The sequence below is a fragment of the Kribbella sp. NPDC048915 genome (assembly GCF_040649595.1).
Taxonomy (GTDB): Bacteria; Actinomycetota; Actinomycetes; order Propionibacteriales; family Kribbellaceae; genus Kribbella.
In genome coordinates this window covers 60965-83719 of record NZ_JBEZFT010000012.1, presented here as the reverse complement: position 1 = coordinate 83719, position 22755 = coordinate 60965, and the positions used below count along the sequence as shown (strand labels likewise).

At 69.6% G+C, this 22755-nt stretch carries 21 protein-coding genes; 17 read left to right on the top strand and 4 right to left on the bottom strand.

The annotated features are described in order from the left end of the window. Positions 1-4: 4 nt before the first annotated feature. Genes asnB through AB0B82_RS09595 form a run of 3 tightly spaced genes read right to left on the bottom strand, consistent with a single transcriptional unit; the run spans position 5 to position 4486 of the window. A complete protein-coding gene (gene asnB, locus AB0B82_RS09605; RefSeq protein ID WP_360164524.1) occupies positions 5-1921 on the bottom strand; it encodes an asparagine synthase (glutamine-hydrolyzing) in 1917 nt (638 codons plus the stop codon). Position 1922: 1 nt separating this feature from the next. Continuing rightward, positions 1923-3167: a glycosyltransferase family 4 protein gene (locus AB0B82_RS09600; RefSeq protein WP_360164522.1), complete on the bottom strand. Its 1245-nt coding sequence runs from the start codon at positions 3165-3167 to the stop codon at positions 1923-1925. Continuing rightward, positions 3164-4486: a UDP-glucose/GDP-mannose dehydrogenase family protein gene (locus AB0B82_RS09595; RefSeq protein ID WP_360164520.1), complete on the bottom strand. Its 1323-nt coding sequence runs from the start codon at positions 4484-4486 to the stop codon at positions 3164-3166. The genes AB0B82_RS09600 and AB0B82_RS09595 overlap by 4 nt, the downstream gene beginning before the upstream one ends. A gap of 165 nt (positions 4487-4651) precedes the next feature. Here AB0B82_RS09595 and AB0B82_RS09590 point away from each other — a divergent pair, with 165 nt between their 5' ends. The 12 genes from AB0B82_RS09590 to AB0B82_RS09535 all read left to right on the top strand — a co-directional run bounded on the left by AB0B82_RS09590 (position 4652) and on the right by AB0B82_RS09535 (position 16202). After that, entirely contained in the window at positions 4652-5026 is a 375-nt protein-coding gene (locus AB0B82_RS09590; RefSeq protein WP_360164518.1) for a hypothetical protein, read from the top strand. Further along, the gene (locus AB0B82_RS09585; protein ID WP_360164516.1) at positions 5023-5691 is read left to right on the top strand and encodes a hypothetical protein; all 669 of its coding nucleotides are present in this window, start codon (positions 5023-5025) and stop codon (positions 5689-5691) included. The genes AB0B82_RS09590 and AB0B82_RS09585 overlap by 4 nt, the downstream gene beginning before the upstream one ends. Positions 5692-5802: 111 nt before the next feature. After that, positions 5803-6864: an SDR family oxidoreductase gene (locus AB0B82_RS09580; RefSeq protein ID WP_360164514.1), complete on the top strand. Its 1062-nt coding sequence runs from the start codon at positions 5803-5805 to the stop codon at positions 6862-6864. After that, positions 6864-8096 (top strand): class I SAM-dependent methyltransferase, encoded by a 1233-nt coding sequence (locus AB0B82_RS09575; RefSeq protein ID WP_360164512.1) that lies wholly within the window; start codon positions 6864-6866, stop codon positions 8094-8096. Before AB0B82_RS09580 ends, AB0B82_RS09575 begins: the two co-directional genes overlap by 1 nt. Positions 8097-8133: 37 nt before the next feature. Further along, positions 8134-8985 carry a glucose-1-phosphate cytidylyltransferase gene (locus AB0B82_RS09570; protein WP_360164510.1) on the top strand — a complete coding sequence of 284 codons (852 nt, stop codon included), beginning with the start codon at positions 8134-8136 and terminating at the stop codon, positions 8983-8985. Further along, the gene (locus tag AB0B82_RS09565) at positions 8985-9644 is read left to right on the top strand and encodes a PIG-L family deacetylase (RefSeq protein WP_360164508.1); all 660 of its coding nucleotides are present in this window, start codon (positions 8985-8987) and stop codon (positions 9642-9644) included. Before AB0B82_RS09570 ends, AB0B82_RS09565 begins: the two co-directional genes overlap by 1 nt. Continuing rightward, on the top strand, positions 9641-10810 hold the full coding sequence (locus AB0B82_RS09560) for a class I SAM-dependent methyltransferase (protein ID WP_360164506.1): 1170 nt from the start codon (positions 9641-9643) through the stop codon (positions 10808-10810). The genes AB0B82_RS09565 and AB0B82_RS09560 overlap by 4 nt, the downstream gene beginning before the upstream one ends. 3 nt (positions 10811-10813) lie before the next feature. After that, entirely contained in the window at positions 10814-12088 is a 1275-nt protein-coding gene (locus AB0B82_RS09555; RefSeq protein WP_360164504.1) for a hypothetical protein, read from the top strand. Beyond that, positions 12085-13035, top strand: coding sequence for a glycosyltransferase (locus tag AB0B82_RS09550; protein WP_360164502.1), 951 nt, complete (start codon positions 12085-12087; stop codon positions 13033-13035). The genes AB0B82_RS09555 and AB0B82_RS09550 overlap by 4 nt, the downstream gene beginning before the upstream one ends. Further along, positions 13032-14324: a polysaccharide pyruvyl transferase family protein gene (locus tag AB0B82_RS09545; RefSeq protein ID WP_360164500.1), complete on the top strand. Its 1293-nt coding sequence runs from the start codon at positions 13032-13034 to the stop codon at positions 14322-14324. Before AB0B82_RS09550 ends, AB0B82_RS09545 begins: the two co-directional genes overlap by 4 nt. 16 nt (positions 14325-14340) lie before the next feature. Then, positions 14341-14889 (top strand): dTDP-4-dehydrorhamnose 3,5-epimerase family protein, encoded by a 549-nt coding sequence (locus AB0B82_RS09540; protein WP_360164498.1) that lies wholly within the window; start codon positions 14341-14343, stop codon positions 14887-14889. Next, complete coding sequence (locus AB0B82_RS09535; protein ID WP_360164496.1) at positions 14886-16202, top strand: glutamate-1-semialdehyde 2,1-aminomutase; 1317 nt, start codon at positions 14886-14888, stop codon at positions 16200-16202. The genes AB0B82_RS09540 and AB0B82_RS09535 overlap by 4 nt, the downstream gene beginning before the upstream one ends. On the opposite strand, the gene AB0B82_RS09530 is transcribed toward AB0B82_RS09535, so the two are convergent. Further along, the gene (locus tag AB0B82_RS09530) at positions 16193-16822 is read right to left on the bottom strand and encodes a phosphatase PAP2 family protein (protein ID WP_360164494.1); all 630 of its coding nucleotides are present in this window, start codon (positions 16820-16822) and stop codon (positions 16193-16195) included. The two genes, AB0B82_RS09535 and AB0B82_RS09530, sit on opposite strands and share 10 nt — an antisense overlap. A gap of 194 nt (positions 16823-17016) precedes the next feature. Between AB0B82_RS09530 and AB0B82_RS09525 the strand changes: the two genes are divergently transcribed. Genes AB0B82_RS09525 through AB0B82_RS09505 form a run of 5 tightly spaced genes read left to right on the top strand, consistent with a single transcriptional unit; the run spans position 17017 to position 22477 of the window. Beyond that, a complete protein-coding gene (locus AB0B82_RS09525; RefSeq protein WP_360164492.1) occupies positions 17017-18501 on the top strand; it encodes a sugar transferase in 1485 nt (494 codons plus the stop codon). After that, positions 18502-19443 (top strand): GDP-L-fucose synthase, encoded by a 942-nt coding sequence (locus AB0B82_RS09520; protein ID WP_360164490.1) that lies wholly within the window; start codon positions 18502-18504, stop codon positions 19441-19443. Beyond that, positions 19440-20429: a GDP-mannose 4,6-dehydratase gene (gene gmd / locus AB0B82_RS09515; protein ID WP_360164488.1), complete on the top strand. Its 990-nt coding sequence runs from the start codon at positions 19440-19442 to the stop codon at positions 20427-20429. Before AB0B82_RS09520 ends, gmd begins: the two co-directional genes overlap by 4 nt. After that, entirely contained in the window at positions 20426-21199 is a 774-nt protein-coding gene (locus AB0B82_RS09510; protein WP_360164486.1) for a WecB/TagA/CpsF family glycosyltransferase, read from the top strand. Before gmd ends, AB0B82_RS09510 begins: the two co-directional genes overlap by 4 nt. Positions 21200-21208: 9 nt before the next feature. Next, complete coding sequence (locus AB0B82_RS09505; protein ID WP_360164484.1) at positions 21209-22477, top strand: hypothetical protein; 1269 nt, start codon at positions 21209-21211, stop codon at positions 22475-22477. Positions 22478-22755: the final 278 nt, after the last annotated feature.

Sequence of the window (22755 nt, the reverse complement as noted above, 5' to 3'; positions counted from 1 at the left end):
TTCGCTAAGAGGTGATCGTGACGCCCAGGGAGCGCATGTGCCGCGTCCAGGTCTCCAGCGTCAGCAACTGCCAGATCTGCTTCGAGTAGTCCTCGCGCCCGGCCCGCTCGTCGTCGACCAGCCGCTGGACGGCGCTCTGTCGCAGGAAGCCGCTGCCGACGAGCTCACCGCGCAGCAGGAGGTCGTCCACCAGCTCGCGCAGGTCGTTGCGCACCCAGGCACGCAACGGTGCGCTGAACGACGCCTTCGGCCGGTAGATGATCTCCTTCGGCAGCCAGGCCTCCGCGGCCTTCTTCAGCGCCAGCTTGCTGACCCGACGGTGGATCTTCTGGCTGCCCGGGATCGAGAACGCGGCCCGCGCCACGATCGGGTCGACGAACGGCGTCCGGACCTCGGTCGACGCCGCCATGCTGGCCCGGTCCGTGTACGCGAGGTTCAGCCCCGGCAGGAACATCCGCGAGTCCGCGAGGCACATCCGGTTCACCTGGTCGTCGAGCGTGGTGTCGTGGTAGATGTCGCTGTGCTCGGCGAGCAGCTTCCCGACGTACGGTTCGACATCCGGGCTGATCAGGCCGGTCAGCGTGTCCGCGTCGTACATCGTGTAGCTGCGCCGGAACGCCGTCTCCTCCGGCAGGTTCGCGAACGTCTCGAACCGCTTGGCCCAGCGCGCGTAGCGCAGTCCGCGACCCCGTACGGTCACCGGCAGCCGCCGTACCGTCGGGCCGATCAGGCCGTTGCGCAGTACGCCGGGAAGGCGCTGGTACTGCGCGCCCATCACGCACGCGAGGTGCTTGCGGTAGCCGCCGAACAGCTCGTCGGCGCCCATGCCCGACAGCAGCACCTTCACGCCGGCCTCACGGGCGGTGTCGCACATCAGCAGCGTGTTGATCGCGGCCGGGTCGCCGATCGGCTCGTCCAGGACGTCGACGATCCGCGGCAGCAGCTCGACGACGTCCGGGGCGATCTCGATCTCGTGCAGATCGATACCGAACTGCCGGGCCAGCTTGCGCGCGTAGATGGCATCGTCCGGCATCGCCTCGAGCTTGTGGTCCTGCGCGCGGAACGTGATCGTGTACGAGTCGACCGACGGATCCATGCGCTTCGCGAGCACCGTGACCAGGCTGGAGTCCAGGCCGCCGCTGAGGAACGTCGACACTCCTACGTCGGCGACCAGATGCGCAGCGACCGACTCCTCGATGACCTGGCGCAGGTCGGCGGGCGGACCGGCCGCGGCCTCGGTCGCGACGTCGGTCACCCGCCAGTACGTCTCGTGCCGCGTCCCGCCGTCGGGACGGAACTCCGTCCACGAACCGGGCGGGAGCTTCTCCACGCCGTCGATCGCGCAGCGCTGCTCGGGCAGCCAGTAGTACAGCATCGACGCGATCAACGCACCCGGCTCGGTACGCAGTTCGGAGCCGGCCGCGGTGACCAGCGCCTTCAGCTCGGACGCGAAGATCACTCCGCCCTGGCGGCGCAGGAAGTACAGCGGTTTGATGCCGAGCGGGTCGCGGGCCAGGTACAGGCTGCCGCTGTCCTCGTCCAGCAGCGCGAAGGCGAACATGCCGCGGAAGCGTCGCAGCGCGTCCGGTCCCCAGCGACGCCACGCCTCGAGGACCACTTCGGTGTCGCCGTTCGTCCGGAACCGGACGCCGGACTTCGACAGCTCGGCCCGCAACTCCTTGTAGTTGTAGAGCTCGCCGTTGTAGCAGATCGTCAATCCCTGCTTGCTGAACGGCTGGTCCGCGGCCGTCGACAGGTCGATGATCGACAGCCGTCGGTGCGCGAGCTGGACCCGCACGCCCTCTGCTTCGAACGCGTAGATCCGGCTCGCATCCGGACCGCGGTGGGCGATCCGCTCGCTCATCGCCTCGGCGAGCGCGTACCCGTCACGCTGCTGGTAGCAGCCGGCGATCCCACACACCTCAGGACCCCGTGGCGTTCTTCAGACCGGTCACGTCGTACTGGCCGACGTGACCGGTGAGCTGGTCGTACACCCCGAGGTACGCCTTCTGCTGGTGCTTCCAGGCGAGCACCTGCTCGACGCGTTCGCGGCCGAGCCTCGCCATCCGCCGCCGGCGGACCTCGTCGTCGAGCAGTGCGACGATCGCGTCGCCGTACTTCGCCACGTCGTTCGGCTCGACGTACACCGCGGCGTCGGCGGCCGACACCCTGGTCTCGACCAGGTCGAAGGCGACCACCGGCAGCTCGAACGCCATGTACTCCATGGTCTTGTTCATCGTCGACACGTCGTTGAGCGGATTCTTCGGGTCCGGCGAGAGCCCGAGATCCGCGGTCGACATCACCGCGCGCACCGTCTCGTCCGGCACCCGGCCGGTGAACTCGACGTGCTCGGCCAGACCGAGTTCGTCCCGCAGCGCGACCACGTCGTCGAACGAGTCGCCGCCACCCATCAACGTGAACGCGATGTCGGTCCGGCCGAGCGTGTTGACGATGTGGTCGGCGGCGCGCACCACGATGTCGACGCCGTCCTGCGGGCCCATCACGCCGATGTAGGTGACCAGGTGACGATGACCGCGGCGCAGCGACTCGTCCGCCCCGTTGTCATGGTCGCGGAGCAGTTTGTCCGGATCCGGTCCGGTACGGACGACGGTCACGTCGTGGTTGGCCTTGCCGCTGCGGGTGATCGCGATCCGCCGGTACGAGTCGTTGGTCGAGATCACGTGGTCGGCCTGGCGGTGCGTGGTCCGCTCGAGGAAGCGCAGTCCCTTGTACGGCAGGCTCGCCGTACCGCCGAACCGGGACAGGAACAGCTCCGGGCACAGGTCGTGGTGGTCGAAGACGAACTTCGTCCCGTCCAGCCGGCGCAGCAGCATCGCGATCGGCCAGAAGATGTCCGGCGGGTTGCACGCCTGCAGGACCTGGAACTTGCCGGCCCTCCGGGCCCGCAGGACCAGGCGCAGCGTCATCAGGAACGAGTACGCGTACTCCCAGACGAAGCTGAGCTTGCTGCCGCCCGGCGCGTACGCCTTGTACTTGTACGCGGTCACACCGTCGATGACGTGGTACGACGGATCGCCCGGACCCTTCGGGCACACCACCGTCACGTCGTACCCGGACGCCACCAGCGCCTGGCACTCCAGCCAGACGCGGCGATCGAACGGCACCCAGAGGTTCTGGATGATGATCAGGACGCGCGGACGGCTCACCAGCCCACTCCTTCGTAGCCGTGCAACGCCTCGACGTCCGCGCCGAGCCGGCCGCTCAGGTCGATGATCCGGGCCGGTGGCGCGTCCAGCAGCGCGTTGATCGCGGCCTCGTCGGTCGCCGAGACGATGGCCAGGTCGGCGCCGCGCAGCGCGGTGTGCGGGTCGTCGGTCAGCACCCTTTGCAGGTGCGGAAGCTTGGACTGCACGTGCCGCAGGTTCGCGCCGACCAGCCGGCTGGGATTCACGATGGCGTCGTAGATCCGCAGGTTGTAGCCCTTGCCGAGCAGGCGTTCGGCGAGCTCGACGTTCGGGCTCTCGCGCAGGTCGTCGGTGGCGTGCTTGAAGCTCAGACCGAGCAGCGCGATCTCGCGGCCGGGACCGTCGATCACGCGGTCCACGACGTCGCGGACGCTGCGCTCGTTGGTCGCGAGCGCACCGGCCAGCAGCGGCAGCTCGGTGTCGTTCATCCGGGCCAGATGCAGGACGCTGCGCAGGTCCTTCGGCAGGCACGAACCACCGAACGCGAAGCCGGGCTTGAGATAGTACGGCGAGATGTTCAGGCTGGTGTCCTGCACGAAGATTTTCATCACCTCACGCGAGTCCACGCCGAAGTGCCGGAAGATCCGGCCCATCTCGTTCGCGAACGACACCTTGGTGGCGTGGAACGCGTTGCAGGCGTACTTCAGCGCCTCCGCGGTCCGGACGTCGACGACCTGGACGTCCACGCCGAGGAACGCGAACAGGTCGGTCAGAGCGGTACCGACCTTCGGCTCACGGGTGCCGACCACCACGAACGGCGGGTTGTAGAAGTCGGCCAGCCCCGATCCTTCGCGCAGGAACTCCGGACACATCGCCGTACCGAACCGCAGTCCGTCCGGCGGCGGGACCTCGGCCAGCACCCCGGCGACCACTTCGTCGACCGTGCCCGGCGGGACCGTGCTCCGGACCACGACGGTGTGGAACCCCGACTCCGGCCGGACCACGAAATGCGCGGCCTCGGCGATGTCGCGGACCGCGCGCCTGATGTAGGTCAGGTCGGTACTGCCCGCCGGCGTGGACGGGGTCCCGACGCAGATCAGCGAGACATCGGCCCGCTCGAGCGCGAGCCGCGGATCGGTCGTCGCGTGCAACCGCCCGGAAGTGGCACCGGCCGCGACGAGCTCGTCCAGCCCCGGCTCGACCACCGGACTGTGGCCCTGGGTGATCGGATCGACCTTCGCCGTGTCGACGTCCACCCCCCACACCTCGTGCCCGGCAGCGGCCAGACACGCCGCCGTCACCGACCCCACGTACCCCAAGCCGAACACGGCCACCTTCATAACGCCCCCCACAGGCTCATGACGCGGCACTCCCCCACGTCCGCAGCGCCCATGAGAGCAACATCCCCCGCCCCCTGATACACCCCTGTGGAAATCTTCCGCGGGAAAATCGCGCCGGAACCTATCCTGATCACAGACCGTGCCCGCGTCCGATCAGGAGCTGTCATGCAGACCCCGTACCAACTGCCCAACGGCGACACCGCGATGGTGACCGACACCGCCACCGCCGCCCAGAACCTCGGCAGAGCGGTCGAGCTGTGGCGCCAGGGCGCAACCGAACCCCTCATCTACGGCGACAACGGCCGGCCCGAAGGCGTCGTCATCTCCTTCGACCAATGGGCGGAGTACGAGGTGCTCAGGGAGGAGGCCGAGGGCGAACGCCGCCGGATCGAAATCGTTCGCCAACGCCTCGCCGACGCCGACGACCCCTCCAAGTGGGAATCGTTCGAGGACATGATGGACAGGTACGGGCTGGATCCGGACAGCCCCGACCTGCAGCCGAAGGACGGTGGCGCCGACGACGGTGACCGGAAGCCGTGAAGTACTACCTTCTGCACCACCCTGACTTCAGCCGGGACATGGACCGGCTGCACGCGGAGTGGACGCAGGATCGAGACAGCCGCGGCGGGCGCGAGTTCGAGGCGGCCATCGGCGCGATGAAGGCCCTGCGCGAGGCTCGCGAAGGCGAGTTCGAGGGCAAACGGCTGGCCTACGGGCCGCAGTCGTACGACCTGCGGGACTGCGCAGAGCTGAAGGTGCCGGTCGAGCGCGAGTTCACCCCGCGTGGTGGGGAGCTCGGGCCGTCGCACCGGCTGGTGTACCGCGAGTTCGACCCACTACCGAAGGTCGAAGGCCATCGTGTCGTTCCCGATCCGGACGCTCGGCCGTATCGGCAGCTGCTCGCTTTCGCGCATCGTTCCCAGGCACCGGCGGACATCGCTGGGGAGCGGTTGGGGCGGGAGCGGGGGTTGATGGATCCGGAGTTGTACGGGGTGGGGAGTGGGGAGCGGCCTTCGGTGGGGCCGCAGCGGGAAGGGATGCCGACGACGCCGTACCGGGTGCCGGTGCCGGGTGATCTGCTGAAGCAGGCGCAGATCTTGCGGGACAGTCCGCCGGCGGGGACGGCGCCGAAGCCGGCGGAGGCGCCGCAGGCCATGGTGAACCGGTCCGGACCAGCCGGCCCCGACCGGGCGAAGGGCCGCTGATCCCGACCACTCTGCGTCAGCCCTCGGTTGCCCGAAATTGCCTGTATCACCGTGCCGCTCCGGTGATCTGTATTGGGCGACAGGCCAGTACTGGGGTGAGGGGACGAGCGGATGAGGGTTCTGGTCAGTGGGGACCGGGGGTACATCGGAGCGGTGATGGTGCCGTTCCTGCGGGCCGCGGGGCATCAGGTGGACGGGTTGGACACCGGGCTCTACGAGGGGTGCGACCTCTTGGGCGGCCCGGAACCGATCGGGGGACGGGCGCCGCGGGACATGCGGGACGTGACGGCCAAGGAGCTCGCGGGGTACGACGCCGTGGTCTGCCTGGCCGCCTTGTCGAACGATCCACTCGGGCACCTCAACCGCGACGCGACGTACTCGGTCAACCTCGAAGGGACGCTGAACCTGGCCCGCGCGGCCAAGGATGCCGGCGTCGAACGGTTCCTGTTCGCGTCGTCGTGCAGCCTGTACGGCGCCGCGGGGTCGGAGGCGGTCGCCGAGGACGCCGAGATGTTCCCGGTCACGCCTTACGGTGAGACCAAGGCGCTCGCGGAGCAGCAGCTGTCGAAGCTTGCCGACGACACGTTCAGCCCGACGTACCTGCGGAACGCGACCGCGTACGGCGCCTCGACCCGGCTGCGGCTCGACATCGTGGTCAACAACCTGACCGCGATCGCGATGACGTCCGGCGAGGTCCGGCTGGAGAGCGACGGCACCCCGTGGCGGCCGCTGGTCCACATCGAGGACATCAGCCGCGCGTTCCTGACCGTGCTGGAGTCGCCGCGCGAGACGATCCACGACGAGGCGTTCAACGTCGGCCGGTCCGAGGACGTCGTCCAGGTCCGCGACATCGCCGAGATGGTGCGCGACGCCGTACCGAACTCCAAGCTGTCGATCGCCGACGGCGCCGGGCCGGACCTGCGCAACTACAAGGTCGACTTCGGCAAGCTGAACGACACCTTCCCGGAGCTGAAGCTGCAGTGGACCGTCCGCAAGGGCGTCGACGAGCTGTACGACGCCTACCGGCGGCACGGCCTCACGCTCGACGACTTCAACTCGGCGCAGTTCGTGCGACTGCGCCGGATCCAGCAGCTGCTGTCGGCCGGCCTGGTCGACGACCAGCTGCGCCGCCAGACCGCCACTCCGTTCCCCGGGCCGAAGGAGCTGAACTGATGGCCAACGCACCCGCGTGCCGCCTCTGCGGCGCCGAACTGACCCGGACCTTCGTCGACCTGGGCATGTCGCCGCCGTGTGAGAGCTACCTGCGCGCCGACCAGCTGGACAGCGGCGAAACGTTCTACCCGCTGCACGTCCGGATCTGCGACAACTGCCTGCTCGTGCAGCTCCCGGCGTACGTCGCGGCCGACGACGTGTTCAGCGACTACCTGTACTTCTCGTCGTACTCGACCAGCTGGGTCGAGCACGCGCGCCGCTTCGTCGTCGACATGCAGGAGCGCCTGGGGCTGAACGAGAACAGCCTGATCGTCGAGGCCGCGAGCAACGACGGCTACCTGCTGCAGCACGCGGTCGCGCTCGGCATCCCGGTGCTCGGCATCGAGCCGGCCGCGAACATCGCCGAGATCGCCAACGAGAAGGGCATCCGGACCGAGAGCTACTTCCTCGGCGAACAGACCGGCCGGGACGCGTCGGCACGGCACGGCAAGGGGGACCTTGTCGTCGGCAACAACGTGTTCGCGCACGTGCCGGACATCGTGGACTTCGCGAAGGGCCTGCGCGCACTGGTGAAGGACGACGGACTGGTGTCGCTGGAGTTCCCGCACCTGCTGCGCCTGATCGAGAACCGGCAGTACGACACGATCTACCACGAGCACTACCAGTACCTGACGCTGAAGACCGCGGCGGCGGCGCTCGCGGCGGCCGGTCTGACGGTGGTCGACGTCCAGGAGCTGGCCAGCCACGGCGGTTCGCTGCGCGTGTTCAGCACGCCTGCCGAGACCGCGGGTGAGCCGTCCGACCTGGTCGGCAAGGTGTTGCAGGACGAGGAGTCGGCCGGCCTGCACACGGTGGAAGGCCATCTGGGTTTCGCCGACGAGGTCTTCACAATCAAGTCCGACCTGCTCGAGTTCCTGATCCAGGCGCGCCGCGACGGCAAGTCCGTGGCGGGGTACGGCGCTCCCGGCAAGGGCAACACGCTGCTCAACCACTGCGGCATCCGCGAGGACCTGCTGCCGTACACGGTGGACCGCAGCCCGCACAAGCACGGCATGTTCCTGCCGGGCACGCACATTCCGATCTTCGCGCCGGAGCGGCTCGCCGAGACGCGGCCGGACTACATCCTGATCCTGCCGTGGAACCTGCGGGCGGAGATCGTCCACCAGCTCGAGTACGCACGGGAGTGGGGCGCGAAGTTCGTCGTCCCCATCCCGCGGCTCGAAGTGATCTGACCACACTGCACGACCCTGGGGGAGAGGAAGCACAGAGATGAAGGTCGTGATCTTCTGCGGGGGCTTCGGGCTGCGGATGCGCAGCGGGGTCGACTCCGCACCCAAACCGATGATGACGATCGGCGACCGGCCGGTCCTGTGGCACGTGATGCGCTACTACGCGCACTTCGGCCACACCGAGTTCATCCTCTGCCTGGGCTTCGGGGGCTCGGCGGTCAAGGAGTACTTCCTGCGCTACGAGGAGACGGTCTCCAACGACTTCGTGATGACCAAGGGCGGGCAGCGGATCGAGCTGCTCGACTCCGACATCAGCGAGTGGAAGATCACCTTCGTCGACACCGGCATCGACACCAGCATCGGTGAGCGGCTGCGCCGGGTCCGGCCGTACCTGGACGACGACGACGCGTTCCTGGCGAACTACGGCGACGTACTGACCGACGCGCCGATGGACAAGATCGTCGACCACGTGATGACCAGCGACATCACCGCGAGCCTGCTCGCGGTGCCGCCGCAGGCGTCGTTCCACGTCGTCGAGTTCGGCGCCGACTCGAAGATCACCGGGCTGCGCTCGGCCGCCGACCTGAACGTCTGGATCAACGGCGGGTACTTCGTGATCAAGAAGGACATCTTCGACGTCCTGCACGAGGACGAGGACCTGGTCGGCGACGCGTTCCCGCGGCTGGCCGCGATGAGCAAGCTCGAGGCGATCCCGCACCACGGGTTCTGGGCGCCGATGGACACGCTCAAGGAACGCAGCCAGCTCGAGGAGCTGTACCGGTCGGGCAAGAAGCCGTGGGCGCTGTGGGCGCACGAGAGCCGCGACCAGAAGGGCCGGGTTCTCGACCGGAGCGCGGACGGGTCCGACGGCCCGGTGGTGGTGGCGATCTGATGCTGCCCTTTCAGCTCGGCCTGATCGACGGGCCGGTCCACCTGGTGGCCCTCGGCGCCCATCCGGACGACATCGAGATCGGCTGCGGCGGCACACTGCTCAAGCTGGCCGAGTCGGTGCCGGACCTGACCGCCGAGTTCGTGATCGCGACCGGTACGCCGGTGCGGCTGGACGAGGCCCGCCGCGCGGCCGAGCTGTTCCTGCCGGAGTGCGAGGTGACGGTGACGTCGGCCGGCCTGCCGGACGGGCGGTTGCCGGCGCACTGGAACGAGACCAAGGAGTTGCTGGAGGCAACGGCCCGGGGGAGCAGCACGGGCCGGCATCCGGATGTGGTGCTGGCGCCGAGCCGGACCGACGCGCATCAGGACCACCGGCTGATCGCCGAGCTGGCGCCGACGGTGTGGCGCAACCATCTCGTGCTGCACTACGAGATCCCCAAGTGGGACGGCGACCTGGCCCGGCCGTGGCTGTACGTCGAGCTCACCGAGGAACAGCTCCGGGACAAGGTCGCGCTGCTGCACAAGGCGTACCCGTCGCAGGTCCCGCACGACTGGTTCGACGAAGAGGTGTTCGCCGGCCTGGCCCGGCTGCGCGGCATGGAGTGCCGGGCGCCGTACGCCGAGGCCTTCACAACGGGGAAAGCCACGCTCACCTGGTGACAGCGCCAGATCAGCAACCGGGGCAAGAACAAGAGGGGGATGCGGTGGACTTCGAGTGCCGTGGGTGTGCGTCGCCGGACGTCGTACCCGTCGTCGACATCGGCGAACAGCCGTGTGCGGACTACTTCCCGTCCGCCGAGACGCCGGGGCCGGACCCGCGCTGGCCGCTGGCGCTCTGGCTGTGCCGCGACTGCACGCTGGTGCAGCTCGGGCCGGTCGAGGCGCAGGTGGCCGAGGAGCCGCTGGCGGTCGAGTCGGCGACCAGCCGCGCGCACGCGGAGGAGTCCGTCAAGGTGATCCTCGGTGAGCATCCGGAGCTCGGCGGCGCGACGGTGTACGAGTTCGGCAGCCCGCACGGCGGCTCCTGGCTCGATCACCTGTCGGCGGCGGGGTGCCGGGTCGCGGGCGCCGACGAGCAGGCGGACCTGGTGATCGACGTCCACGGCATCGTGCACGAGCCGCAGTACGGCGCCTCGCTGAAGCTGCGGGCCGGCCGGCTCGCACCGGGCGGGCTGCTCGTGATGGAGTTCCACCACCTGCTGCCGCTGTTCATCGGGAACCAGTTCGACACGATCCGGCACGGTCACTGGGCGTACGTGTCGCTGCGCGCCCTGCGGAACCTGGCCGCCCTGCACGGGCTGGCGGTCGAGTCGGTGCGGCAGGTCGACATGTACGGCGGCAGCCTGATGGTGATGCTGCGGCACGTGGACGACGTCCGGCCGGACGCGTCGGTCGACGTGATCGTCGAAGACGAGGACGCGGCCGGCATCGCCGACGAGGTCCAGTTGGGCAGCCTGCAGGAAGCCGCCTGGCACGCCGCCCGCGCACTGCACGACGAACTGGTTCGGCACCAGGCCGCCGGCCGCACTGTTCTCGGGTACGGCGCGCCGTCGAAGGCGCCGGTGCTGCTCGACCTCAGCAAGGTGACGACCGACCTGCTGCCGTTCACCGTGGATCTTGCCCCGGGCAAGCACGGCCGCCGGATCCCCGGCGCCTGCCTGGTGCCGATCCGGCCGGTCGAGGACCTGAAGGTAGCGCGTCCGGACGTCGTCCTGATCCTGACCTGGGACATCGCCGACGAGATCATCGCGCAACTGGAACACGACGGCGGCTGGGGCGCGCGGTACCTCGTCCCGCTCCCCGAACCGCACGAGAGAGGACGCTGACCCATGCGTGGTGTGGTACGCCGGCTCACCTGGGGACTGGCCGACCAGGCAGTGACCAGCCTGGTCAGCTTCGTCGTGGGCATCGTCGTCGCCCGGTCGCTGGGCGCGCTGGAGTTCGGCGCGTTCAGCCTGGCCTGGGTGACGTACGGCGTCGTGGTCAACATCTCGCGGGGGCTGGCCACCGACCCGCTGGCCGTTCGCTTCAGCGGGGTGGAGCGCTCGGTCTGGCGGTCGGCGGTCGCGAGATCCTCGGGGATGGGGATCGTCGTCGGGCTGGTGACCGGCGTCATCTGCGCGGCCGTCGGTCTCACGATCGGCGGGCGGACCGGTGCCGCGTTCTTCGCGCTCGGTCTGGTGCTGCCCGGTCTGATGCTGCAGGACAGTTGGCGGTTCGCGTTCTTCGCGTCCGGGCAGGGCGGTAAGGCGTTCGTCAGCGACATCACCTGGGCGCTCGCGCTGATCCCCTTGCTGTACGTCGCCTCGCAGGGTGCGAGTGTGACCCGCTTCGTCCTGGCCTGGGGCGGCGCGGGAGTGTTCGCGGCAGTGGTCAGTGGTTTCCAGGCCGGCGTGCTGCCGCGGGTCGGGCTGGCCTGGCGCTGGTTCGTCGACCACCGCGACCTCGGCCTGCGGTACCTGACCGAGAACCTGACCCTGAGCGGGGCGTACCAGCTGAAGATGTACGGACTCGGTGCGCTGGCCGGTGTCGCGGCGGTCGGAACGGTCCGCGGCGCCGAGATGCTGCTCGGGCCGTTCATGATCGTGCTCTCCGGCGTCGGTCTGGTGGCGGTGCCCGAGGCCTCCCGGATCCTGCGCCGGTCGGCGCGCAAGCTCGCGTTGTTCTGCCTCCTGCTCGGAGGTGCGCAAGCCCTGGCCGCGCTGGCCTGGGGACTGCTTCTCATGGTCGCGTTGCCGGACGCGTGGGGTGAAGCCATGCTGGGCGAGATCTGGCTGACCGCCGCGGCCCTGGTGCTGCCGGCCACCCTGTCGGTGGCCTGGGCCGGTTTCAACACCGGCGCGGCGGCCGGCCTGCGCGCGCTGGGGGTGGCCCGGCGCAGCATGAAGGCTCAACTGTGGGCCTCGAGTTTCTACTTCGTCGGCGGCGTCTCCGGTGCCGCCGTCGGCGGTGCACTCGGCTCGGCCTGGGGGGCCGCTGCCGCGACGTTCGCATCCGCGTTCGTCTGGTGGTACACGCTGCGGATCGGTGTCCGTGAGCGTCAGCACAAGGACTCCCTCCTGCTGGTGACTCGGCAGGAAGTTCCTGAAATGAGGAGCACATGAATGCGGTACCACGGCTGACTGTCGGCCTGCCGGTCTACAACGGCGAGAAGTACCTGGCCGAATCCCTGAACGCCCTGCTCGGCCAGAGCTACGGAGACTTCCGGCTGATCATCTCCGACAACGCCTCCACGGACGCCACCGAGGAGATCTGCCGGGAGTACCAGGCCAAGGACTCCCGGATCAGCTACTACCGGCAACCGGTGAACATCGGCGCGACGCCCAACCACAACTGGTGCTTCGAGCACTCGGACACCGAGTTGTTCAAGTGGGCGTCGTACGACGACCTGTACGGCAAGGACCTGCTCGGACGGTGCGTCGAGGCGCTCGACGACGACCCGCGGCTGGTGCTCGCGCACGCGTACCAGGCGATCATCGACGGCAACGGCGACATCGTGCTCGAGGTGGACTACCCGCTCGACACCACGAACCCGCACCCGCCGGCCCGGTTCAAGAGCCTGCTGTTCGACGTCGGCGGCGACGACTTCTACGGCGTGATGCGGTCGGACGTCCTGCGCCGGACGCCGCTGAACGGCAGCTACCACCACTCCGACCGGACGATCATGGCGGAGCTGGCGCTGTACGGGCGATTCCACCAGGTGCCCGAGCTGCTGTTCTTCCGCCGCGACCATCCGGACCGCGCGGAGCGGGCCAAGCCGACGATCCGGTCCCGGTCGGCGAACATGGAGCCGCGCCGGGCCAGCCGGCTGCGGAACCCTACCGTCCGGCTGCTCGGCGAGTACGTCGGCGGCTTCGTCGGAGCGATCCGCCGCGCGCCCCTGTCGTCGGCGGACCGTCGCGAATGCTACGGCCACCTGTCCCGCTGGCTGGCCGACCGGGCCGTGCGGAGATCGACCAGACGGATCGAGGACAGCGCGCCCGCGGCGGCCCCGACCAGGATTCCGGAGAGCTCCGGCGTGGTCCGGCACTCGGAGGTCTCCCAGGCATGAGCGCCCCGGACGGGCCACCACGAGTAGCGTTCTTCGGCCTGCTGGGATCCGGAAACATCGGCAACCAGGGATCACTCGACGCGATGCTCGCCTACGTCCGGGACCGCCACCCGGAGGCCGTCATCAGCTGTATCTGCTCGGGTCCTGCGGAACTCGAGCGCCAGTACCGCATTCCCGCGGTCCCGATCACGTGGTACCAGCAGCACGGTCCCGGCCGGTCGCGGGTCACCACGATCGTGCGGAAGAGCTTCGGCAAGTTCGCCGATGCGGTCCGGATGCGATTCGTGGTCCGCCAGTACGACATGATCATCGTGCCCGGGATGGGGGTCTTCGAAACGACGCTCGACCTGCGGCCGTGGGGCTGGCCCTACGCGCTGTTCCTGATGGCGTTGTGGGCGCGGCTCAGCGGCGTCCGGACCGCGTTCGTCAACGTCGGCGCGAACGTGCCCAGCGAGCGGTCGATGCGCTGGCTGTTCGCGGCCACGGCGCGGCTCGCGACGTACCGTTCGTTCCGCGACGAGTACTCGCGGAACGCGCTGCGGGTGATGGGTGTCGACACCGCGCACGACGACGTCGGACCCGACCTCGCGTTCGCACTGCCCGAGCCCCGGCGGTCGGTCCAGTCGTCCGCGGAGTCGTCCGTGGCGGCTCGCCGTACCGTGGGCCTGGGGGTGATGACGTATCGCGGATCGAGTGCCGATCGGGCCCGGGCCGACGAGATCTACACCACGTACACGGCCAAGATCGTCGAATTCGCGCGCTGGCTCGTCGACGAGGGGTACCGGATCCGTCTGGTCACCGGCGACCCGTCCGACACCGAAGTGGTCGAGGCGGTGTACGCCGACCTGCGGCAGACCCGGCCGAACCTGGTCGAGGTCCGGCTGGTCCACGAGCCGGCCGACACGCTCGAGGAGTTGATGGACCAACTCACGCAGGTCGACGTGGTCGTTGCCTCGCGCTACCACAACGTGGTCGCGGCGCTGAAGCTCGCGAAGCCGACGGTGTCGATCAGCTACGGCGTGAAGAGCGACCTGCTGATGGAGCAGATGCAGCTGGCCGAGTTCCGGCAGCCCATCCAGGGCCTCGACGTGGACCGGTTGATCGATCAGTTCCGGGCGCTGGAGTCGCGGGCGGTGAGCGTCGCCCCGGTCCTGCGGGACCGCACGGCCGAGTTCGCGGCGGCGCTCGACAAGCAGTACGACGTGCTGTCCGAGGTGCTGTTCGGGAGCGGCCGGGGGCACCGCGCCGCGGACGGCAACAGCGCTACCGCGGACCGGCAAGGCGAATAAGGCAGGGGGAAGGCAGATGGAGGTCATCGAAGTACCGGCGATCGCGGGCGCGTTGCTGTTCCGGCCGTCGCCGCACCGCGACGAGCGCGGGTTCTTCTCGCGGACGTTCGACAGCGACGTCGTCCGGGCAGCCGGGCTGGATCCTGACGCGTTCGTGCAGGACAGCCTCTCCCGGTCCCGGCGCGGCGTGGTGCGCGGCATGCACATCCGGTCCGGGGCCGGTGAGGCGAAACTGGTGCGCTGCTCGTACGGCGCGGTGTTCGACGTCGTCGTCGATCTGCGGCCGGACTCGCCGACGTACCGCAACCGGGAGGTCTTCGACCTGACCGGCGACAACCAGGTGACCGTCTATGTACCGGCCGGCTGCGCGCACGGGTTCCAGGCGCTGACCGAGCCGGCCGACGTGTCGTACCGGATCGACCGCGCGCACGACCCGTCCGAGGACGTGTCGATCGCCTACGACGATCCCGACCTGGACATTCCCTGGCCGCTGCCCGTCACGCTGCTGTCCGAGCGGGACAAGGCGGCGCCGTCACTCGCCCTGGCCACTGCGAGGTTGTCATGACCAAGTCCTTCTCCCGCTCCGTCGACGCGAACAAGCGGCTGCACGACCTGATCCCGGGCGGCGCGCACACCTACGCCAAGGGCGAGGACCAGTACCCGTTCGAGATGGCGCCGGTGATCGACCGCGGCGCGGGTGCCCACGTGTGGGATGTCGACGGCAACGAGTACATCGAGTACGGCTCCGGGCTGCGTGCGGTCAGCCTCGGCCACGCGCACCCGAAGGTGGTCGAGGCCGTTCGGCGCGAACTCGACCGGGGCAGCAACTTCGTCCGGCCGAGCATCGTCGAGCTCGAGGCGGCCGAGCGGTTCCTGGCCACGGTGCCGACCGCGGAGATGGTGAAGTTCGCCAAGAACGGCTCCGACGCCACCACGGCCGCGGTGAAGCTGGCCCGCGCGGTGACCGGGCGTCCGCTGGTGGCGCTGTGTGCCGACCACGCGTTTTTCTCGATCGACGACTGGTTCATCTCGCGGACCGCGATGGCCGCGGGCATCCCGGATCAGATCAGCGAGCTCACGGTCGGGTTCCCGTACGGCGATCTGGCCGCGACCGAGCAACTGCTGGTCGAGCACGAAGGGCAGATCGCCTGCCTGATCCTCGAGGCCGCGACCCAGCACGACCCGCCGGCCGGCTACCTCGAGGCGCTCCGGGACCTCGCGCACCGGTACGGCGCGCTGCTGATCTTCGACGAGATGATCACCGGGTTCCGCTTCTCCGCATCCGGCGCCCAGGGGCTGTACGGCGTGACGCCTGACCTCTCGACCTTCGGCAAGGCGCTCGGCAACGGGTTCGCGGTCTCGGCGCTGGCCGGCAAGCGCGAGTACATGGAGCGCGGTGGTCTGCGCGACAGTCACGAGCGGGTGTTCCTGCTGTCGACGACGCACGGCGCCGAGACGCACGCCCTCGCGGCGGCCGTCGCCGTGATGGACGTGTACGCCGAGGAGGACATCGCCGCGCGGCTGGACGATCGCGGTGAGCGGCTGGCCGAAGGGGTCCGCGAGGTCGCCGCCGCGGCCGGTGTGCAGGACCACGTACTGGTGCGCGGCAGGCCGAGCAATCTGGTGTTCGCGACCCTCGACGAGAACCTGTCGCCGTCGCAGCCGTACCGCACGCTGTTCATGCGCCAACTGCTGCTCGGCGGAGTGATCGGTCCGTCGTTCGTGGTCAGCGCCGCGCTGAGCGACGAGGACATCGCCCGCACGGTGGAGGTCGTCGCCGGCGCCTGCCGGGTGTACCGCGAGGCGCTGGACGCGGGCGACCCGAGCCCGTGGCTCGGCGGGCGGCCGGTCAAGCCGGTCTTCCGCCGCTACGTGTGATTTCGCCGCGGTCGGAAGCGGTCGATCACGAGCAGGCTGGCGGGCACCACGACGAGCGCGGTGCCCAGCCCGCCCACGGTGTCGGTGGGATAGTGCGCCGTCAGGTAAATCTGCGACCACGCCATCACCGCTCCGCCGAGCGCCGCGCCGGCCAGCGCGATCGCCGCGCCCAGTAGCGGACCCGCCTCGACCAGGTCGGCGACCAGGAGCCCGAGCACGAAGCCGACCGCTGTGAGCGCGGCCGTGTGCCCACTGGGGTAGGACAACGAGCCCTCATGGATCCGTCGGCCGACGAGTTGTTTGAGGACGCTGCTCACGACCACCACCAGCCCTGACGCCACCACCAGCGTCAGCGCGAGCGCCGTACGCCGGAACACCAGGCACAGGCTCACGGCCGCGACCACCAGCACGAGCCGGCCGGCCGGTTCGCCGAGTCCGTCGACCGCCAGCAGCAGGTTGTAGACCCACGGCGCGGCCGACGCGTCCACGCCGGACTGGACCCAGCGATCGAAGCGCACCGGGCGCGCATCGCCCGCGACCGCTACGGCGGGCATGACGAGGAGCAGCAGGCCGAGCACCATCGTGCCGACCAGGAACCGCCCTCTGCTGCCGCTGTTCATCCGCCCCCCGAAACGATCCTAGCCGGGCTCGCATCAAGTTCTGTACAAGCTTCGGGTCATTGATCGCCCCGCCCCTGGGCCCGTAGTAATGTTCGGTGACCCGTCGGCGACGCGCGGGTGAACAAGGACAGGCTGTGCGCTGAGCCGGACACTGATGGTGACCGGTTGGGTGCGGGAGGGAGCGAGGGGCCGCTGTGAGCGGAGCTGAAGCGCCTGACGCTGTGGACAGCCGTCGGCCGCTCTGGGTCGTCCCGCACGAGGTCCCCGCGATCGTTCCGCTGCCGTCGCGCTCGACCGAACCGCGCTGGGTCGGCGTGTACCGCTGGGCCGCCGTCGGCGGTGACCTGCTGGCCGCGATGCTCGGCGTCTCGATCGCCCTGCTGACCCGCTTCGGGTACCACGTCGGCGCGAGCTACCTGATCGTGAGCAGCGTGCTGCCGCTCGCCTGGGTCGCCGCGGTCGCACTGTCGAAGGGGTACGACGCCCGCTTCTACGGCGCCGGGCCGGACGAGTTCCGGTCGCTGATGCGCGCGGGCGTCGGGCTGACCGCCGCGGTCGCGATGACGTCGTACGCCACCCGGGCCGAGATCGCCCGTGGGTTCGTGGTGCTGGCGATCCCGGTGACCGTGGTCGCCGCACTGCTGCTGCGGTACGCGCTGCGCAAGGACCTGCACCGGCACCGGCTGCGAGGTCGCTGCATGCACAGGGTTCTCGTGGTCGGGCGTAGTGGCTCGGCCGCAACTTTGTGCGAGCACTTGGAGAGCCGGCCGACCGACGGATTCCGCGTCGTCGCGACCTGCCGGCCGCGTGAAGACAGCACCGGCCCGCTGCAGGCCGACGAGCTCGCCGAGCCGGACATCCTCGCGGCCGCCGACCGGCACGCTGTCGAGGTGGTCGCGATCGCGACCGACCCGGAGCTTGCCGGCCAGTCGCTGCGCCGGCTGTCCTGGGCACTGGAGCAGCGCGGGATCGAGCTGATCGTCTCGCCGGGCATCATCGAGGTCGCCGGTCCGCGGATCTCGGTCCGGCCGGTGGCCGGCCTGTCGCTGCTGCACCTGGAGCGGCCGTCGGTCAGCGGCGGACCGCACCTGATGAAGGCGGTCTTCGACCGGGTCGTTGCCCTCGGCATCGTCGTCGTGCTGGCGCCGCTGCTGCTCGGGCTCGCGCTCGCGGTGAAGCTGTCCAGCTCCGGTCCGGTGCTGTTCCGGCAGCAGCGGGTGGGTCGTGCGGGCGCCGAGTTCAGGATGCTGAAGTTCCGCAGCATGTACGTCGACGCGGAGCAGCGGCTCAGCGACCTGTACGCGCTGAGCGACGGCAACGGCGTCCACTTCAAGATGCGCAACGATCCGCGGATAACACCGCTCGGCCGGTGGATCCGGCGGTTCTCGCTGGACGAACTGCCGCAACTGTTCAACGTGCTGCGCGGCGACATGTCGCTGGTCGGCCCCCGCCCGCCGCTGGCCGAAGAGGTCGCGCTGTACGCCGCCGACGACTCGCGGCGGATGCTGGTGAAACCCGGGATGACCGGGCTGTGGCAGGTCAGCGGGCGCAGCGACCTGTCCTGGGACGAGTCGGTCCGGCTCGACCTGCGGTACGTCGACAACTGGTCGATGACCCTTGATCTGCTGATTCTCTGGAAGACCGTGCGCGCGGTGTTCTACGGCGCGGGAGCGTACTGAATGAACCTGGGGACGGATTTGCATGCACCGGTCTATGTGGCCGGCCATCGCGGCCTGGTCGGCTCGGCCCTGTGGCGACGGCTGGAAGCGGCCGGGTACACGAACCTGATCGGTGCCTCGTCGGCCGAGCTGGACCTGCGCGACCGGGCGGCGACGTTCGCGTTCCTGCGCGAGCACCGGCCGACGGTGGTGATCGACGCGGCCGCCCGGGTCGGCGGCATCCTCGCGAACCGGGACCACCCGACCGAGTTCCTCAGCGACAACCTGCGGATCCAGGTCAACCTGATGGACGCCTGCCTCGAGGTGCGGACGCCGCGGCTGCTGTTCCTCGGCTCGTCGTGCATCTACCCGAAGTACGCCGAGCAGCCGATCCGCGAGTCCAGCCTGCTGACCGGTGAGCTCGAGCCGACCAACGACGCGTACGCGATCGCGAAGATCGCCGGCATCATGCAGGTCCAGGCGGTGCGCCGGCAGTACGGTCTGCGCTGGATCTCGGCGATGCCGACGAACCTGTACGGCCCCAACGACAACTTCGACCCGACGTCGTCGCATGTGCTGCCCGCGCTGATCCGCCGTTTCCACGAGGCACGCGCGTCGGCTGCGCCCGAGGTGGTGCTGTGGGGGAGCGGTACGCCGCGGCGCGAGTTCCTGCATGTCGACGATCTCGCGGACGCGTGTCTGCACCTGCTCGAGCACTACGACGAGCCGGAGCCGATCAACGTCGGGGTCGGCGCGGACGTGACGATCCGGGAGCTGGCCGAGCTGGTCGCCCGGGTGGTCGGCTACACCGGTGCCCTGCGCAACGATCTGTCCAAGCCCGACGGCACCCCGCGCAAGCTGCTCGACGTGAGCCGGCTGCAGGCGCTGGGGTGGAAGCCGTCGATCTCCCTCGAGGAAGGCGTGGCCGCCACGTACGCCTGGTACCAGGAGCACGTGTCGTGAAGCGAGCCTTCGTCACCGGGATCACGGGTCAGGACGGTTCGTACCTGGCCGAATTGCTGCTGTCCAAGGGCTACGAGGTGCACGGCCTGATCCGCCGCGCGTCGACCTTCAACACCAAGCGGATCGACCATCTGTACGAGGATCCGCACGCCGAGGACAAGCGGCTGTTCCTGCACTACGGCGACCTCACCGACGGCTCGCGGCTGGTGACCCTGCTGGCCTCGATCCAGCCGGACGAGGTGTACCACCTGGCCGCGCAGTCGCATGTCCGGGTGTCGTTCGACGAGCCCGAGTACACCGGCGACACGACCGGGATGGGGACGACCCGGTTGCTCGAGGCGATCCGGATGATCGGGCTGAACTGCCGGTTCTACCAGGCGTCCTCGTCGGAGATGTTCGGCGCGACCCCACCGCCGCAGAACGAGGACACTCCGTTCTACCCGCGGTCGCCGTACGGCGCGGCGAAGCTCTACGGGTACTGGATGACCCGCAACTACCGCGAGGCGTACGACATGTTCGCGGTGAACGGGATCCTGTTCAACCACGAGTCCCCGCGGCGCGGCGAGACGTTCGTGACCCGGAAGATCACTCGCGCGGTGGCCGCGATCGCGACCGGGCGCCAGGACCGGTTGTACCTGGGCAACCTGGACGCGCGCCGGGACTGGGGTTATGCGCCCGAGTACGTCGAGGGCATGTGGCGGATGCTGCAGCACCACACCCCGTCCGACTACGTGATCGCGACCGGGACGTCGTACAGCGTCCGCGACTTCGTCAGGCTGGCCTTCGAGCACGTGGGGCTGGACTGGGAGCAGTACGTCGATCACGACCAGCGCTACGAACGCCCGACCGAGGTCGATTCGCTGATCGGCGACGCGTCGAAGGCGACCACCGACCTCGGGTGGAAGGCTCAGGTCCACGTACCCGAACTGGTCCGGATCATGGTGGACGCGGACCTGGCCGCGCTGACGAACGAGGACGACGCATGACGATCGAAGCCCAGTCGCCGACCGCGCAGCGCGTCGACGTCCTCGGGATCCACGTCAGTGTGACGAACCTGGACCACACGGTCGAGACGTTCGCCGGCTGGATCGAGCGCGGCGAACGGCACCTGGTCTGTGTCACCGACATGAACGCGTTGCTGCACGCGCGCGCCGACGAGCGGCTCAGCGTGGTCTACAACACCTCCGGTCTGACCGTGCCGGACGGCATGCCGCTGGTGTGGGCGGGCCGGCGCGCCGGGTTTTCGCAGATGGACCGGGTGGCGGGTCCGGACCTGCTCGAGCGGGTCGTCGCGGAGTCGGCCGAGCGGGGCTGGACGCAGTACTTCTACGGCGGGGCCGAGGGTGTCGCCGAGGAGCTGGCGCGGCGGTTCCAGGACCGGCATCCGGCGTTGAAGGTGCTGGGTGTCGAGTGTCCGCCGTACCGTCCGCTGACCGACGCCGAGGACGCGGAGACGGTCGCGCGGCTGAACGAGGCCGCGCCGGACATCGTCTGGATCGGGCTCGGCGCGCCGAAGCAGGAGCGCTGGATGGCCGACCACCGCGACCGGTTGAACGCGACCGTCCTCATCGGTGTCGGCGCCGCGTTCGACTTCCACACCGGCCGGCTGGACCGCGCGCCGCGGTGGATGCAGCGCGCCGGGCTGGAGTGGAGCTACCGGCTGTACAAGGAGCCGCGGCGGCTGTGGAAGCGCTACGTGCTCGGGATCCCGCGTTTCCTCCTGGGCGTGCTCCGGCGGCCGCCGCACGCACTCTAGAGTGAGGCGGTGAACTTCCGGCGGCCGAAACTACGTCGGCTGGCCGGTCCGGCCGGTCGCGCGGGCTGGGGTCTGTCCGATCAGGCGCTGTCGTCGTTGAGCAACCTCGCCGTGGGCGTGGTGGTGGCGCGGTCCAGTACGGTCGCGGACTTCGGTGTCTACGCGCTGGCGTTCGGCGGGTACACGATCGCGCTGAACGTGTCGCGGGCGGTCTCCACCGAGCCTCTCGCCGTACGGCATTCCGGCGACCGGACGCCCGAGTGGGAGCGTGCGGTCCGGGCCAGTACGGCGACCGCGGTGCTGTGCGGGTTGCTGGCGATGGTCGTCGGGCTGGCGATCGCGGCGTTTCCGGGGGTGCCGTCGAAGGGCGTGTTGATCGCCTTCGCCGTCACCATGCCGGGGCTGTTGCTGCAGGACGCGTGGCGCTGGGCGTTCTTCGTCGTCGGCGAGGGACAGAAGGCGTTCGTCAACGATCTGATCTGGTTGCTGGCGATGCTCGCGATCTTCCTCGGGCTGTTCGTCGCGGGCGCTTCGTCGGCCTTCACCCTGACACTGGGCTGGGGGCTGGGTGCGGTCGTCGCCGCGATCGCCGGTCGTTTTCAGGCCGGGGTGGCGCCGCGGCGGCAGTTGATCCGCGAGTGGGTCCGGCGGAACTGGGACCTGAGCCCGAAGTACGTCGGCGAGATGCTCGCGGTGTCGGGCACCATCCAGGTGTACATGCTCGGCATCACCGCCGCCGCCGGTCTCGCCGCGACCGCCGGCATCCGCGGCGCGCAGGTCCTGCTCGGTCCCGTCAACGTGCTGAACCAAGGCATCCGGATGATCTCCGTCCCCGAGGCCGCGCGCGCATTGCGGCATTCGTACCGGCGGCTGTGGCTCGTCGGCCTCGCGATCTCCGCCGGCGTCGGCGCGGGCGCGCTGGCCTGGGGCGCGGTTTTCCTCCTGCTGCCACCGGTCGTCGGCCGCGAACTCCTCGGCCCCGGCGTCTGGACCCAGGCCCACGCCGTCCTCGTCCCGGTCATCCTGCTGCAGGCCTTCGGCGCCTCCAACGCCGGCGCCTTCGCCATCCTCCGCGCCCTCACCGCCGCCACCCGCGGCCTCCGCGTCCGCCTGATCTCCTCGGCCGTCCTGATCACCTGCGGCATCACCGGCGCCTACCTCTGGGGCCCCCAAGGCGCCGCCTGGGGCCTGGCCGGCGCCTCCTTCACCACCCTCCTGCTCTGGTGGCACGAAGCCCACCGAGCCCTCACCCACCACCGCAAAACCACCCCGACCTGACCTCGAGCACTGCGCCCCACCAGGGCTCACCCGCCACGTCCCCGTTGGCCGGCGAGGGCGAGCATGGCCGGCGAGGGGCGAGTATGGCCCCCTGCCCACCTACGCGGCACCTTCCACAACCACGCGTGACCTTCCACAACCACGCGTGACCTTCCACAACCACGCGTGACCTTCCACAACCACGCGTGACCTTCCACAGCCACGTGCGGCCTTCCACAGCCACGGGGGACCTTGGTCAAGGTATTTGTTGTGCAAGGTCCTTGGGGGATGTGCAGGGT